Here is a 14,382-nt window from a genome sequence, read left to right as displayed (position 1 = left end):
GTTGAAGACGGTACCGGCCCGCTCCCCCACCCGACCACCCTATTACAGGTATCCTATGGGTGGTCGGGTGGGGGAGCGGGCCGGTATCGTCTTCAAAATTCGCTCTTCCGCGAATTTTCAGTCAGACCTTTACGCCTCGTCGGTATTCGGCGCGGGTGCGGTGCCGTCGGCCTTGCCCTTGCGGCTCTTTTTCTTGACCACTTTGGGCGCGGCCGGGGTCAGCTCGAAGGACATGGCGTCGTCCTTCAGGCTGACATGGACTTCGCCGCCATTGGCCAGTTTGCCGAACAGCAACTCCTCGGCGAGCGGTTTCTTGACCTTTTCCTGGATCACGCGGCCCATCGGACGCGCACCATAGAGCCGGTCATACCCCGCCTTGGCCAGCCAGGCACGGGCATCGCTGTCGAACTGGATATGCACGTTCTGGTCGGCCAGTTGCAGTTCGAGCTGCAGGATGAACTTGTCGACCACGCGGCTGACCACTTCGGGCGGCAGATATCCGAACGGCACGATCGCATCGAGCCGGTTGCGGAATTCCGGGGTGAACAGGCGCTTGACCGCTTCGTCCCCGGCATCGGCCTTGGACACATCGCCGAACCCGATGCCGTTGCGGGTCATGTCCGACGCGCCCGCGTTGGTGGTCATGATCAGCACGACATTGCGGAAATCGACCGTCTTGCCGTGGTGATCGGTCAGTCGGCCATTATCCATCACCTGCAACAGGATGTTGAACAGATCGGGATGCGCCTTTTCGATTTCATCGAGCAACAGCACGCAATGCGGTTGCTGGTCGATGGCGTCGGTCAGCAACCCGCCCTGGTCAAACCCGACATAGCCCGGAGGGGCACCGATCAGGCGGCTGATCGAATGGCGTTCCATATATTCGGACATGTCAAAGCGTTGCAGCGGAATGCCCATGATCTGGGCCAGGCTGCGCGCCACTTCGGTCTTGCCGACGCCGGTCGGGCCGGAGAACAGGAATGAACCGATCGGCTTATCGGGGTCGCGCAGGCCCGCACGGCTCAGCTTCATGGCACTCGACAGCACCTCGATCGCCTTGTCCTGACCGAACACCAGCCGTTTCAGATCGCGGTCGAGGTGTTCGAGCACCCGCTTGTCGTCGGAACTGACCGATTTGGGCGGAATGCGTGCCATCGTCGCGATGACCTGTTCGATCTCGCGCGCGGTGATCGTCTTCTTGCGCTTTGACGGCGGCACCAGCATCTGCATCGCGCCGACTTCGTCGATCACATCGATCGCCTTGTCGGGCAATTTGCGGTCGTTGATATAGCGCGCCGACAGCTCGACCGCGCTCTTGATCGCATCGGGGGTGTATTTGACCTTGTGGTGTTCCTCGAACGCGGTGCGCAGGCCCTTGAGGATCTTGATGGTGTCTTCGACGCTGGGTTCGTTGACATCGATCTTCTGGAACCGGCGCAGCAGCGCGCGATCCTTTTCAAAGTGGTTGCGGAATTCCTTGTAGGTGGTCGAGCCGATGCAGCGGATCGCCCCGCTCGACAGCGCCGGCTTGAGCAAGTTCGAGGCATCCATCGCCCCGCCGCTGGTCGCGCCCGCGCCGATCACGGTGTGGATTTCATCGATGAACAGGATCGCGTGCGGCATCTTTTCCAGTTCGCCCACCACCTGTTTCAGGCGTTCCTCGAAATCGCCGCGATAGCGCGTGCCGGCCAGCAGGCTGCCCATGTCGAGCGAATAGATCACCGCCTGCGACAGCACCTCGGGCACTTCGCCTTCGACGATCTTGCGCGCCAGACCTTCGGCGATCGCGGTCTTGCCGACGCCGGGATCGCCCACATAGAGCGGGTTGTTCTTGGACCGGCGGCACAGGATCTGGATCGTGCGATCAACTTCGGGCCCGCGCCCGATCAGCGGATCGACTTTGCCCAGCAGCGCCTTTTCGTTGAGATTGACGCAGAACTGGTCGAGCGCGGAATCCTTCTTGTTGCTCTTGGCTTCCTGCTTTTCCTCGGGTTTGGGAGCTTCCTCCTCGGCACCCTTGGGGGTGCGGCTGTCGACCTGGCGACCGCCCTTGCCGATGCCGTGGCTGATATAGCTGACCGCGTCGAGCCGGCTCATGTCCTGCTGCTGCAGGAAATAGACCGCATAGGAATCGCGCTCGGAAAACAGCGCAACCAGCACGTTGGCGCCGGTCACGGTATCCTTGCCCGACGATTGCACGTGCAGGATCGCGCGCTGGATCACCCGCTGGAACCCGGCGGTGGGTTGCGGATCGGCCTTGTCCTGCGTTTTCAGCGACTGGTATTCCTGATCGAGATACTGGCGCACGACATCGCCGAGATCGCCCAGATCGACCCCGCAGGCCTGCATGACCTGGCTGGCGTCGGGATCGTCGATCAGCGCCAGCAACAAGTGCTCGAGCGTGGCATATTCGTGGCTGCGCTCCGAAGCATTGGCGAGCGCAGCGTGGAGCGTCTTTTCAAGGCTTTGGGCAAAACTGGGCATGGGCGCGCTCTTCAGACAGGCATCCGGCCACAAAGACCGGCTGCCGGGTGGAATCCCGGTGGGGACAATTGCACATCATGGTCTAGGCCACGGGTATTAACCGGGGCTAAACCACGATCTGCGCGATAGTGCCCGTATCGGCGGGCAGCGGCAGAATGGGTCACGTCGCGACACGCGGCGTGCGTTCGCAAAACCATATGGGAATGCCGCCCGGGGTTGAGAAGGGCGGCGCCGATCATGCTGTGCGATCCCCGGGCGGGGGATTGGCGGGGCGGGCAAACAGCGCATCGGCGGCGGCGCGGTGCGACTGGGCCCGGTCGCGGTGGGCGACGATGCGCGCGATCTCGGTTTCCAGCAGCCGAATGCGTTCGCCCAGTTCGTCGACCGAAAGATGGTCGAGCGATTCCCTTGCCAGTTGGCTGGCCAGATCCCCAAGCGGGCGCGGGCGATCGTCAATGTCCATTGTGGGTCACAATGTGGCGCCTTGGTTCTTGCTGTCAACCGGTCGTGTGGGTAGGGGGGTGAAAGGATTCCCATGTGGGGGGAAACCACTAGCATGTCTGCAAATTCCGATTTTCTTTCCGGCGCCCCGGCGCCGACGATGCTGGCTATCGGTATCGCCTCTCCCGGCGGGCCCGAAGTGCTGCGCGCGCAAACGCTGCCCGTCCCGGTACCGGGGCCGGGGCAAGTGCTGATTCGTGTGGCCCATGCGGGGGTCAACCGGCCCGATGTGGTGCAGCGGCAGGGATTCTACCCGCCCCCGCCCGGCGCCTCGCCGATCCCGGGGCTGGAGGTTTCGGGCCATGTCGTCGCGGTGGGCGAGGGGGTTGCCAATCCCCTGGTTGGCACGCCCGTCGCCGCGCTGGTCAACGGCGGCGGCTATGCGCAGTTCTGTCTGGCCGAGGCGGGGCATTGCCTGCCAGTGCCTGAAACGCTGTCGCTGGCCGAAGCGGCGGCCTTGCCCGAAACGCTGTTTACGGTGTGGCACAATGTGTTCGAACGCGCCTATGCGCGCGATGGCGAAACGATCCTGGTGCATGGCGGCACCAGCGGCATCGGCACGATGGCGATCACGCTGGCGCGGCTATTCGGGCTGACCACGATCGTCACTTGCGGCAGCGCCGACAAGTGCGCACGCGCGCTGGCGCTCGGCGCCGATCACGCGATCGATTACAAGGCCGCCGATTTCGTCGCCGAAGTCGCCGCGATCACCGGGGGCAAGGGGGTCGAGGTGGTGCTCGACATGGTGGCGGGCGACTATGTGCCGCGCAATCTCAAATGTCTGGGCGCCGATGGCCGCCATGTCACGATCGCGGTGCAGGGCGGGGTGCGCGCCGAAATCAACATGGCTGACGTGATGATGCGGCGGCTGATGCTGACCGGATCGACCCTGCGCGCGCGCAGCAACGCGTTCAAGGCCGCGCTGGCGCTGGAAATCGCCGAAAACGTCTGGCCTCTGGCGGGCGAGGGCCTGTTGCGCCCGGTGATGGACACCAGCTTCCCCTTGCTCGATGCCGCCGCCGCGCATGTGCGGATGGAATCGGGGGGCCATGTCGGCAAGATCGTGCTGGACGTGTCGGTCTGAATTCAGCTTGCCGTTTGGGCATAGCTGGCCTACATCGCAAAAGTCGAGGCCGCTCCGCAAGGGGCGGCCCTTATTGTTTCCGCTCGTTTTCAAAAGAGGTTCTCGTGAGCCAGCAGCCCACGTATCCGTTGATGCCACATGCCACGGCATCGTGGCTGGTCGACACCACCGCGTTGACTTTCGAACAGATCGCGGATTTCTGTGGCCTGCACATTCTTGAAGTGCAGGCGATGGCCGACGATCTGGCCGGGTCGAAATACACCGGGCGCGATCCGGTCCATTCGGGCGAATTGACCCAGGCCGAAATCGAACGCGGCCAGGCCAATCCCGACTATCGGCTGAAGATGCAGCGCGCGCCGCTGTCGATCAGCCGTACCAAGGGCCCGCGCTATACCCCGGTGTCAAAGCGCCAGGACAAGCCCGACGGGATCGCCTGGATCTTGCGCCACCATCCGGAAATTTCCGATGCCCAGGTGGGCAAGCTGATCGGCACCACGCGCAACACCATCGCCGCGATCCGCGATCGCAGCCACTGGAACATTGCCAACATCAACCCCAAGGACCCGGTCACGCTGGGCCTGTGTTCGCAACGCGAGCTTGATGCGCTGGTGGCCAAGGCCGCCAAGCGGTCGGGCATCGAGGACGAAGACATCAACGACAACCGCCTCGGCACCGACCGCGACGCGCTGATCGAGGAACTGCGCGCCGAGCGTCAGGCCCACACCCGCGCCGCCGCCGAAGCCGCACAGGAAGCCGAAGCCGCCGCATGGCTCGCCCAGCGCCGCGCCGAAGGCCGTTCCGACAGCTAAGCCGCACGGGCATGACGTCATCAAAAAAGGGGGCGATCCGGCATGCGGATCGCCCCCTTTTTGATGGCCGATCGTCGTTGATCAGCCGATCAGCGCCAGCCCCGGACTGCCCGCACCATCGCGGCGGGCGAAGTGGCCTTCGACATTGGCGCCCTGTTCAACGGTCAGCGCGTCATAGCGCACGTCGCCGCGCACCGTGGCAGTGCGCAGGATCACCACCTGGGCGGCTTCGATCGGGCCTTCTACCGTGCCAGACAGGCGCACGGCCTCGGCGCTGATCGATCCGCGGATTGTGCTGCTTTCGCCCTGGACCAGCGATTTGCAGGTGACATCGCCCTCGATCGTGCCGTCGATATGCAGATCGGCCTCGGCGCGCAGGCTGCCGCGCAGCACCAGATCGGCACCGAGCACCGAAAAGCTGGCATCCTGGCCACGGCTAGCCATGGTGGGCGTCCCTTCCGACGACGTGGTTTTCCGGGAAAACATGCGGGAACGGGGCCTCCAGAAACGGGCGCGGATTGACCGGACGGTCGTTGATGCGAACTTCGAAATGCAGATGTGGCCCGGTCGACCGGCCGGTGCTGCCGATCAGGCCGATCGGCGTGCCTGCGGTGACCGGTTGTCCCATGTGCGTGGTGATCCGCGACATATGCGCATAGCGCGTGACCAATCCGTGACCGTGGCTGATCTCGACGCAATTGCCATAGCCCTGGCGCTGTCCGGCAAAGCTGACCGTTCCGGCGGCGGCGGCATAGATTGGCGCACCCTTGGGGCCCTTGAAATCGAGCCCCGGGTGGAACGCGGCGCCACCCTCGATCGGATCGGTGCGTACGCCGAAACCCGACGAGATATATTGGAAACTGGCCGGCATGGCATTGGGGATATGCGCCAGGCCGGTGTTCATCGCGCTCATCTGGCCCAGGCTGGCGGCCAGCCGCAGGAACCGCGGATCGACCCCCGCGCCCAGCCGGATCAGCGGCCCGCCTTCGGCGCGGGCATCATCGGCGATCACGGTGGCCGGGTTCAGCCCAACCTTGCGGATCGCCCCGCTGGCGGCGCGCGCGCGATCATCGGCAAACCGGGTCAGGCGTTCGGCAAAGGCGATCTGGCGCGCCTCGATCCGCGCCAACGGCGCCGCCTCGGGCATTTGCAGTGAAATCTTGTGCACGGTCCTGGCGGTTTCGCCCGAACTGTCGCTGACGGTGCCTTTGGGCAGGGTGTCGGGGATCGGGCCGATCACGCCCTGGACCGCCTTTTCGAGGAAATCCTGCCGCCGCTTCAGATCGCCCGCCACCGCATCGAGATTGGCGCGATAGCGCGATACGCGACTTTCGGCGCTGGCCACGGCGGCCTCGCGCGTCAGCAGCGATTGGCGATTCGATCCGGCCAGAATCTGGCCGACCAGCGCCCAGCCCAGCACGCCGATCCACAGCAGCACGGCCAGCGCGACGCCACCGGCCACACTCGCCTGCAACCGCGTCGACACGCGCAGAAACCGCACATGCCCTTCGCTGCGCATGAAGAATTCGCGGTTGGGAAACCACCGCACCAGCCGCGCCGCGATGCGCGCGCGCGCATCCAGCCAGGCCTGCTCCATACGCACCAGCACAAACGCCGATGGCGCACGCGTCTTCCCGCGTTTTTTCACGTCGATGCGACCTGGCAAGCGGGCGACCCCTGGCTTTCACTCTCCGGCGGCCATTGCTGCGCCCCCGCGCAGAACAGTCCCACCCCACGCCGCGCCGCATAGGCGGGTCGGGACCGTGGGGCACTAGCGCATGGCGCTGGAATCGGTGGACCGTGCCGGATCAACGCTCAATCGAACCGGACCGGACTGAATCCAGTCACCGGGGTCTGCGCACAAGCCGGCGACTCGGATGGGTGTCGCGCGACTCGCGGGGGCTGACACACTGGCACCGGCATGATAGGCCTCGGCACATGGCTACTACCCTTGATCACCCCGCCCAAACCGGGGCAGAAAGCGTTATCGAACTGGTCCATGGACTGGCGCGCGAGGCAAAGGCGGCACAGGCCGTGCTGGCGCGGATGCCCGCATCGGCGCGCGAACGCGGTTTGTTGCTGGCGGCAGATGCCTTGCGACGGGCGGCGCCCGACGTGCTGGCGGCCAATGCGCGCGATGTTGCGGCGGCCGAGGCCAATGGCCTGTCGGGCGCGCTGCTCGATCGCTTGCGGCTCGATGCCAAACGGCTCGACGCAGTGGCGAGTGCCGTTGGCGACGTGGCGGTGCTGCCCGATCCGACCGGCGCGGTGATCGATCGCGCAACGCGGCCCAACGGCATGGTGCTCGAACGCGTGCGCATTCCGATCGGGGTGATCGGGATCATTTATGAAAGCCGCCCGAATGTCACCGCCGATGCGGCCGCGCTGTGCGTGCGGGCGGGCAACGCGGTGCTGTTGCGCGGCGGCAGCGAGGCAGTGCAGTCGAATCGCGCGATCCATGCCGCGCTGGTCGAAGGGCTGGTGGCGGGCGGCGTGCCGGCCGCTGCGGTGCAGCTTCTGCCGACGCAGGACCGCGCCGCAGTCGGCGCGTTGCTCGGCGCGGCGGGCCTGATCGACATGATCGTGCCGCGCGGGGGCAAAAGCCTGGTGGCGCGCGTCCAGTCCGATGCACGCGTGCCGGTGCTGGCGCATCTAGATGGCAACAATCACACCTTTGTCGATCGCTCGGCCGATCCGGCGATGGCCAGCGCGATCGTGCGCAACGCCAAATTGCGCCGCACCGGTATCTGCGGCGCAATGGAAACCCTGCTGATCGATGCCTGCTACCCCGATCCGCACGGGCTGGTCGAACCGCTGATCGCGGCGGGGTGCGAATTGCGTGGCGACGCGCGCGCGCGGGCGATCGATCCGCGGATCCTGCCCGCCACCGACGCCGATTGGGACACCGAATATCTCGAAGCGATCCTGGCCGTCAAAGTGGTCGACGGGCTGGACGAGGCTTTGGCGCATATCGCGGCGCATGGATCGGGGCATACCGATGCCATTGTCGCCGCCGATCCGGAAGTGACCGAACGGTTCCTGGCCGAAGTCGACAGCGCCATCGTGATGGCCAACGCGTCGAGCCAGTTTGCCGATGGCGGCGAATTCGGGCTGGGCGCGGAAATCGGCATTGCCACCGGGCGCTTGCACGCGCGCGGGCCGGTCGCGGTCGAAGGCCTGACCACCTACAAGTGGCTGGTGCGTGGCACCGGCCAGATCCGGCCCTGACCAGACGCCTGATCGGGCTGCTGGGCGGCAGTTTCAATCCGGCGCATGCGGCGCATCGCCGGATCAGCCTGCATGCGCGCGCCGCGCTCGGGCTGGATGAAGTGTGGTGGCTGGTGTCGCCCGGCAATGTGCTGAAACCGGTCGAGGGGATGGCGGCGCTGGGCGCACGGGTGGCGGGCGCACGCAAGATGGCGCGCCGCGCGCCGATTCGGGTCAGCGCGATCGAGGCCGAACTGGGCACGCGCTATACCGTCGATACCTTGGCGCGGCTGCAGCGGCGATACCCCAATTTCCGCTTTGTCTGGCTGATGGGGGCCGACAATCTGGCGCAGTTTCACCGTTGGCGCGCCTGGCGCACGATCGCGCGGATGATGCCGATTGCGGTAATCGCGCGTCCGGGCTATGATGGCGCCGCCGTGGCGAGCCCCGCCATGGTCTGGCTGCGCCGCTGGCGCCGGCGGCTCGGGCAGGACAGGTTGGTTCCGGATGCTTCCGGTTCCCGCCGATTTGGCGCAAGGCGGGATACCCCGGCGCTGTATCAATTGCGATTCGATCCCGATCCCCTGTCGGCCACGGCGATCCGCGCCGCCGACCCGGATTGGCATCGTCGCATTCCTGCCTCGGCTCCGCGCGACATGCTGACATTCCGCCTGGTCCGCCCGGGAAAGGCCCTTTCGTCGTCGCGAAAGGCCCGATCCTGAACGGGACCGTTCCTTTGGTCGTTCGCCGCGATGGCGAGCCACCTGTCGCGTACGTTATTTTTGGATCTGCTACCCCATGACTGCCACCAACCACGGAGACCATCCTCCCCACATGACCAACGTCCAACCGATCCTGGCCGAAGCCAGCACCGCCCCACGCCCCACCCCGGCCACCCTGCTCGATCTGATCCTGCAATCGCTCGACGATGACCAGGCGCTCGAAGTGGTGACGATCCCGCTCGAAGGGAAAAGCAGCATCGCCGATCACATGGTGATCGCGTCGGGCCGTTCGACCCGACAAGTGGCGACGATGGCGCAAAAGCTGGCCGAACGGGTCAAACACGGCGGTTATGGCCATTCGCGTATCGAGGGCCTGCCGGCTGCCGACTGGGTGCTGGTCGATACCGGCGACGTGGTGGTGCATGTGTTCCGCCCCGAAGTGCGTTCGTTCTACAATCTGGAACGGATGTGGGCCTTTGGCGACCAGGGCGCCGCGTAACACATAAAAACCGGTATTTCCGGTTGTGGCCAATCTCGGCTAGGACCGGGTGATGCTGTTGCACGTCATCGCCCGGGGCAAGATCGGCCGCTCACCCGAGGCGGACATGGTCGATCGCTATGCCCGGCGCATGGCGACCGGCGCGCTGGGCCCGTTGCGCGTGACCGAACTGCCCGATCGGGGCGGCCAACCGCCTCCTGTACCGGCCGGGCCAGTGCGCACGGTGGTGCTCGATGAACGCGGGCGGCAACTGGGCTCATCCGAATTTGCCCGCGTGCTCGAACGCTGGCGCGATGACGGGGTGCGCGAGGCGCGCTTTCTGATCGGCGCCGCCGATGGCCATGACGAGGCGCAGCGCGGTGCGGCCGATCTGCTGCTCGGCTTCGGGGCGATGACCTGGCCGCACATGCTGGCGCGGGTCATGCTGGTCGAACAGTTGTGGCGCGCGACCAGCATCGTGTCGGGCCATCCCTATCATCGCGAGGGCTGAGGCAGCGTGTCGATCCTGCACCCAGACGCGGTTGGCACAGACAAAGCCCCGCCCCTCAGGGGAGGGGTTGGGGAGGGGTGTGCGAAGCGGGCGATGGTGCGTGTCGATCCGGCGTCGCACACCCCCACCCAACCCTCCCCCAGCAGGTGGAGGGCTTTGCGGTTTGCTTGGCTGGGGCCGGTCTTGCCGATTCTGGCCCTTGCCATGGTGGCGGGCGCGGCCTGGGCACTCGATGCGCCCTATGCCGATCGCGGCGAGGCGGGTGCGGCGCTGGGCGACGCGACACGCGCGCTGTCCGACGCACAGGCACGCGTCGCCCGGCTCGATCACGAAGCCGCCGCCGCCACACAGGCTGCCGATCGCACCGCGCGCGACGCCGCCGCCACCGCCGCACGAATCCAGCAGGCCCAGGCCGAGATCGGTCTGGCGCGGGTGCGCATCGCGGTGATCGATCGTGACCGGCAGGATCTGCGCGACCGCATCGCGCGGCGCGAACAGCCGCTGGTGCGGCTGACCGCGGCCTTGCAGATGATGGCGCGTCGCCCGCTGGCGTTCAGCCTGATGCGCGCCGACTCCTTGCGCGAAACGGTGTGGTTGCGTGCCACGCTCGAAACGATGCTGCCCGAAGTCGCGCAGCGCACCGCCGCCTTGCGCGCCGAAATTGCGCATGGGCGCCAGTTGCAGGATCAGGCACGCGCGCTGGCCGCAAGTCTGGGGCAAAGCGAGCGCGATCTGGCCGCGCGGCAGCAGCAACTGGTGATGCTCGAAAGCCATCAGCGCATCGCCAGCCGGGCGGCGGTGGGCAATGCCGGTCGCGAATCCGACCGTGTGCTCGCGCTGGCCGAACAGACGCGTGATCTGGGTGCGCTGGTTACCCGGCTGGAGGCGGACGATGCGCTGGCCGGGCGGCTCGCCGCGCTGCCCGGGCCCCTGCCGCGCCCGGCCGATCTGGGCCGTGCCGCGCCCGTGGCCGGCCATCTGTTGCAGATCGAACAGGTCAGCGCGGGGCCACCGGTGCTGCGGTTTTCCGGGTTGCTGCCGGTCGCCGGGCGCCTGCTGAGCGGATTTGGCGAAACCGGCCCGACCGGGCCGCAACATGGCATCGTGCTGGCGCCCGCTGGCCTCGCCCAGGTGGTTGCCCCGGCTGCGGGGCGGGTGGCGTTTGCCGGGGCCTATCGCGGTTATGCCCATATCGTGATCATCGCGCACGATGGCGGGTGGTCGTCGCTGATCACCGGGCTGGGGCGGATCGATGTCGCGGTGGGCGAATCGATCGTCCAGGGCGCGCCGCTGGGGGTGGCCGAACCGGGCCATCCGCGCATGACGGTCGAATTGCGCAAGGATGGCGCCCCGGTCAACCCGATGGAATACCTGCATCCCTGATCGCAGGGGCGTGCCCAAACCGATCGAATGCACGCTTACCCAATCGCCTATCTGGTATTCATGCGATTGCAGCGTTACATGCATGGGACGAAGCGCCCCAATGCAGCGACAGACGTGCTGCGACAGAACTTTATCGAAAGTCCCCCATGGCGAAACGCCTTACGCTTGCCTTGCGTGCCACTGCCCTTGCCACTGCCATTGCGCTCGTTCCGGTGGCGACCGCCGGGCTGGCGGCGATCGATGCGCGATCGGGTCCGGGATTTGGCCGCCTGATCGCGGTCTACGACAAAGTCAAAGCCGACTATGTCGACCCGGTCGATGATGACAAGCTGATCAAGGGCGCGATCAACGGCATGCTGGCCTCGCTCGATCCGCACAGTTCCTATCTCGATGCGCGCGATTTCACCAATCTCAAGACCCAGACCGAAGGGTCCTACGGCGGTCTGGGGTTGACCGTGTCGATGGAAGACGGCGCGGTAAAGGTGATCGCGCCGACCAAGGGCAGCCCCGCCGACAAGGCCGGGGTGAAGGCTGGCGATTTCATCACCCACCTCGATGGCAAGCTGATCTATGGCGGCACGCTGGACGATGCGGTCGATCAGATGCGCGGTGCGCCCGGCACGTCGGTGCGGCTGACTCTCTATCGCGCCGGCCGCGACGATCCCATCGATGTGACCATCACGCGCCAGATCATCGAGCTGCGTCCGGTCGATTTCAAGGTGGTGAACGGCGTCGGCGTGATCTCGGTGTCAAGCTTCAGCGCCAATGTCGCAACGCAAGTCAACGATGCCTGGGCCAAAGTGCGGGCCGAGACCGGTGGCAAGCCGGCGGGACTGATCCTCGATCTGCGCGGCAACCCCGGTGGCCTGCTCGATGAAGCGGTGGCGCTGTCCGACTTGTTCCTCGATCACGGCACGATCGTGTCGCAGCGCGGCCGGTACTCGCGCGATACCGAGACCTATACCGCCACCCCCGGCGATATCGCGCGGGATCTGCCGCTGGTCGTGCTGATCGACGAAGGGTCGGCCTCTGCCTCGGAAATCGTCGCCGGGGCGCTGCAGGACCAGCACCGCGCGGTGATCATGGGGCAGCGCAGTTTCGGCAAGGGCAGCGTGCAGACGCTGATCCCGCTCGACAAGGACACCGCGCTGAAATTGACCACCGCGCGCTATTACACCCCGTCGGGCCGCTCGGTGCAGGAAGGCGGGATTACCCCCGATATCGCCGTGCCGCAGATTTCCGACCCCGATCTGCGCAAACGCGCGGCGCGGTCCTATCGCGAAAGCGATCTGCGCGGGCACCTGGTCAACGAGATCAAGGACGACAAGGAACTGGAAAAGGACACCATTGACGATCCCCGGTTCAAGATGACGCCCGAACAGCTCAAGGCCAAGTCGATCGACGATTTCCAACTGTGGTACGCGCTGCAGACGATCGGCCGCGCCACTCCGGCGGCGCTTGCCGCGCGCAAGCACTAGGGCGGGGCCGATGACGCTGCGTCTTTCGCGCACGCTGGCCGTGCTCGTGCCCGCAGGGGCGATGGCGACCGCGCTGGTCGCGCAATATGGCTATGGCCTGGCGCCGTGCGAGATGTGCTGGTGGCAGCGTTATGCGCATATTGCCGCGCTGGTGCTGGCGCTGGGCGCCTGGATCGCGCGCGATGCGCGCGCGGTGCGCACGCTGGTCTGGCTGGCGGTGCTGGCGATTGCGGTCAGCGGGCTGATCGGCGGCTTTCACGCCGGGGTCGAATACCACTGGTGGCAAGGGCTGACGAGCTGTTCGACCTCGCGGCTCAGCGGCGATCCGCTCGATGCGATCATGAATGCGCCCGTCATCCGGTGCGACGTGGCAGCCTGGACGCTGTTCGGGATCAGCATGGCGGGATACAACTGCATTGGATCGCTGACGGCGGCGGCGGTCATTGCCGGGCTCATCCGGCGGGGACGGTGAACAGCATGACGCAGCAGCACAAGGCGATGATCCGGGTCGATCAGGCAGGCGAATATGGCGCCACGCGGATCTATGCGGGGCAACTGGCGGTGATGGGCGACCGCGCGCCGCATTCGGCCGAAATCCTGCACATGGCCCAGCAGGAAGAGGCGCATCGTGCGCGGTTTGACGCGATGATCGTCGAACGCGGGGTGCGCCCGACCTTGTTGCAACCGTTGTGGTCGGTGGCGGGCTTTGCGCTGGGCGCGGCCACCGCGCTGATCGGGCCGGAGGCGGCGATGGCCTGCACCGCCGCGATCGAAACCGAGATCGACCGGCACTATACCGAACAGCTTGACGAACTGGGCGACGACGATCCTGAACTTGGCGCGGTGATCCGCGAGTTCCGCGATGACGAACGCGAACATCGCGATGCGGCCTTTGCCGCCGGGGCGGAACGTGCACCGGCCTATCCGTTGCTGTTCCACGCCATCCGGCTGGGGTGCCGCACCGCGATTCGGCTGTCCGCCAAAATTTGATTGGCCGCAAAGCCCGCACTTCAGCTACCGTTAAAGGCAGGAAGTGCCTATAGAGATGGTGGTTTCCGCCTGGAGTTTGCCGTGATGAAGCGCTTGATCCCGTTCGCCGCCCTTGCAGTCTGGGCGCTGGCCGCGCCGCAGCCGGTGCTGGCCGCGGATTCCAGTGGGGAAAAGGTCAACCAGTTGATCGTGTTCGGCAGCGACCCGTGCCCGCCATCGACCAGCAACGAGATCACCGTCTGCGCGCGCAAGGATGAAGGCGAACGCTTTCGCATTCCCGAACCATTGCGTGATGATCCCAACAAGATTTCGAACCAGGCCTGGACCGAGCGGGTCAAGGCCTATGAAACGGTGGGCGCATTCGGCACCAATTCGTGTTCGCCGGTCGGGTCGGGCGGCGACACCGGCTGCCTGGCCAAGCTGATCAACAATGCCTATGCCGAAAAGAAGCAGTCGACCGACGTACACTTTGCCAAGCTGATCGAGGCCGAACGCGCCAAGCGGCTGGAATCGGTCGATGCCGATGCCGCCGCCGAACAGGCGCGCGTCGAATCGCTGGAAAAGGAATACGAGGCCCGGCTGGCCAAGGAACGCACCTCTGACGATGTGCAATCCGGCGCGGCGCCTGCGCCCAATGCGCTGGCCATTCCGCCCGCCGATGTCGATCCGCCCTCACACCAGTAACCGGTCGGGCATCCTCCCCGTTGCCGGGGAGGATGGTCTCCGCTCCGGACT

The 14,382-nt window shown here is 66.0% G+C and carries 15 protein-coding genes; 11 read left to right on the top strand and 4 right to left on the bottom strand.

Annotation, left to right across the window (positions count from 1 at the left end):
• Positions 1-129: 129 nt before the first annotated feature.
• Both clpA and AQZ49_RS12595 read right to left on the bottom strand, forming a co-directional pair.
• Positions 130-2,484 carry an ATP-dependent Clp protease ATP-binding subunit ClpA gene (clpA, locus tag AQZ49_RS12600; RefSeq protein WP_067616173.1) on the bottom strand — a complete coding sequence of 785 codons (2,355 nt, stop codon included), beginning with the start codon at positions 2,482-2,484 and terminating at the stop codon, positions 130-132.
• A gap of 235 nt (positions 2,485-2,719) precedes the next feature.
• The gene (locus AQZ49_RS12595; RefSeq protein ID WP_067616171.1) at positions 2,720-2,947 is read right to left on the bottom strand and encodes a DUF1192 domain-containing protein; all 228 of its coding nucleotides are present in this window, start codon (positions 2,945-2,947) and stop codon (positions 2,720-2,722) included.
• Positions 2,948-3,040: 93 nt separating this feature from the next.
• On the opposite strand from AQZ49_RS12595, the gene AQZ49_RS12590 reads away from it, so the two are divergent.
• Positions 3,041-4,069 (top strand): NAD(P)H-quinone oxidoreductase, encoded by a 1,029-nt coding sequence (locus tag AQZ49_RS12590; RefSeq protein WP_067616169.1) that lies wholly within the window; start codon positions 3,041-3,043, stop codon positions 4,067-4,069.
• Between the two features lie 131 nt (positions 4,070-4,200).
• Positions 4,201-4,878, top strand: a complete 678-nt coding sequence (locus tag AQZ49_RS12585; protein WP_197411037.1) for a DUF1013 domain-containing protein — start codon at positions 4,201-4,203, stop codon at positions 4,876-4,878.
• An 81-nt stretch (positions 4,879-4,959) separates the two neighbouring features.
• Here AQZ49_RS12585 and AQZ49_RS12580 read toward each other — a convergent pair whose 3' ends face one another.
• Together AQZ49_RS12580 and AQZ49_RS12575 are read right to left on the bottom strand one after the other, a co-directional pair.
• The gene (locus tag AQZ49_RS12580; protein WP_067616165.1) at positions 4,960-5,322 is read right to left on the bottom strand and encodes a bactofilin family protein; all 363 of its coding nucleotides are present in this window, start codon (positions 5,320-5,322) and stop codon (positions 4,960-4,962) included.
• Entirely contained in the window at positions 5,315-6,526 is a 1,212-nt protein-coding gene (locus AQZ49_RS12575; RefSeq protein ID WP_231739215.1) for a M23 family metallopeptidase, read from the bottom strand. Before AQZ49_RS12575 ends, AQZ49_RS12580 begins: the two co-directional genes overlap by 8 nt.
• Positions 6,527-6,816: 290 nt before the next feature.
• Between AQZ49_RS12575 and AQZ49_RS12570 the strand changes: the two genes are divergently transcribed.
• From AQZ49_RS12570 to AQZ49_RS12530, 9 genes are all read left to right on the top strand, one after another.
• Positions 6,817-8,106, top strand: coding sequence for a glutamate-5-semialdehyde dehydrogenase (locus AQZ49_RS12570; RefSeq protein ID WP_067616163.1), 1,290 nt, complete (start codon positions 6,817-6,819; stop codon positions 8,104-8,106).
• Positions 8,070-8,807 (top strand): nicotinate-nucleotide adenylyltransferase, encoded by a 738-nt coding sequence (locus AQZ49_RS12565; RefSeq protein ID WP_082701752.1) that lies wholly within the window; start codon positions 8,070-8,072, stop codon positions 8,805-8,807. The genes AQZ49_RS12570 and AQZ49_RS12565 overlap by 37 nt, the downstream gene beginning before the upstream one ends.
• A 112-nt stretch (positions 8,808-8,919) precedes the next feature.
• Complete coding sequence (gene rsfS, locus AQZ49_RS12560) at positions 8,920-9,306, top strand: ribosome silencing factor (protein WP_067616160.1); 387 nt, start codon at positions 8,920-8,922, stop codon at positions 9,304-9,306.
• Positions 9,307-9,358: 52 nt separating this feature from the next.
• Entirely contained in the window at positions 9,359-9,796 is a 438-nt protein-coding gene (locus tag AQZ49_RS12555; RefSeq protein ID WP_067616158.1) for a 23S rRNA (pseudouridine(1915)-N(3))-methyltransferase RlmH, read from the top strand.
• Between the two features lie 183 nt (positions 9,797-9,979).
• Positions 9,980-11,179, top strand: a complete 1,200-nt coding sequence (locus AQZ49_RS12550) for a murein hydrolase activator EnvC family protein (RefSeq protein ID WP_231739214.1) — start codon at positions 9,980-9,982, stop codon at positions 11,177-11,179.
• Between the two features lie 146 nt (positions 11,180-11,325).
• The gene (locus AQZ49_RS12545; protein ID WP_067616154.1) at positions 11,326-12,657 is read left to right on the top strand and encodes a S41 family peptidase; all 1,332 of its coding nucleotides are present in this window, start codon (positions 11,326-11,328) and stop codon (positions 12,655-12,657) included.
• Positions 12,658-12,667: 10 nt separating this feature from the next.
• A complete protein-coding gene (locus AQZ49_RS12540) occupies positions 12,668-13,129 on the top strand; it encodes a disulfide bond formation protein B (protein WP_067616152.1) in 462 nt (153 codons plus the stop codon).
• A gap of 5 nt (positions 13,130-13,134) precedes the next feature.
• Complete coding sequence (locus tag AQZ49_RS12535) at positions 13,135-13,647, top strand: demethoxyubiquinone hydroxylase family protein (protein ID WP_197411031.1); 513 nt, start codon at positions 13,135-13,137, stop codon at positions 13,645-13,647.
• Positions 13,648-13,731: 84 nt separating this feature from the next.
• Positions 13,732-14,331: a hypothetical protein gene (locus tag AQZ49_RS12530; protein ID WP_231739213.1), complete on the top strand. Its 600-nt coding sequence runs from the start codon at positions 13,732-13,734 to the stop codon at positions 14,329-14,331.
• The last annotated feature ends 51 nt before the right edge of the window (positions 14,332-14,382 follow it).

Source organism: Novosphingobium sp. FSW06-99 (assembly GCF_001519065.1).
In the GTDB taxonomy this organism is placed as follows: domain Bacteria; phylum Pseudomonadota; class Alphaproteobacteria; order Sphingomonadales; family Sphingomonadaceae; genus Novosphingobium.
This window is presented reverse-complemented; position numbering and strand designations above follow the sequence as displayed.